The 675-nt window shown below is 76.9% G+C and carries 1 protein-coding gene; it reads right to left on the bottom strand.

The window, feature by feature from the left end; translation table 11 throughout:
• Window positions 1–226: 226 nt before the first annotated feature.
• On the bottom strand, window positions 227–675 hold a 449-nt coding region (locus CCN72_RS39440), incomplete at its 5' end, for a Rossmann-fold NAD(P)-binding domain-containing protein (RefSeq protein ID WP_158101481.1).

A 675-nucleotide genomic window follows, 5' to 3' on the forward strand; every position in this document is an offset into this window, starting at 1 on the left:
CCGCATGCCCCCCGCCGGGCCCGGGCGCCCCCTGCTCAGGGTCGTGCGCGGCCGGCCCGGCGGGGGGCATGCGGCTTGTCATGGGTACCGCGGGGCTCGTCGTCGGTCCCGCGAAGGTCGTCATCGGTCCTGCGGGGCGCGTCATCGGCCCTGCGGAGGTCGTCATCGGTCCTGCGGGGCGCGTCATCGGCCCTGTGGGGGTCGTCATGGTTCGCCTGCCGCGGGGTCAGGCGGCCCAGACCAGGCCGGACGGGGCGGGGTGGTCACGGGTGTCGTCCGTGGCACACAACAGGACCGGAGCGTCCGGGAGTTCGTGCAGTATCCGGGCGAGGGTCAGGGTGGCCAGGGCGCCGCGGGGCGCGGTACCGCCGTCACCGTCGGGGGTGGCGTCGGCGTCCAGCAGCGAGAGGACGCCGGCCGGGCCGGTGTCGGCGATCCCGGCGGCGAGGGCCTTGACGAGCGACTCGTCGTCACTGCCGAGGTCGACGTTCTGGACGGTGACCTGGGCGCCCTCGGCGCCCAGGGCCTCGACCGCGGCCGTGACGAACGGGTCGTCGCCGAAACCGTCCGGTACGAGCGCGAGCCAGCCGCCGTCCCGGGGGGCGGACGGGCGGGCCACGGGGAGCCAGTCGAGCGACCGGCGCTGCCGTACGGTCCGCTCCGGGGCGCCGAGCC

Source organism: Streptomyces murinus, assembly GCF_002154555.1.
In the GTDB taxonomy this organism is placed as follows: Bacteria; Actinomycetota; Actinomycetes; order Streptomycetales; family Streptomycetaceae; genus Streptomyces; species Streptomyces murinus.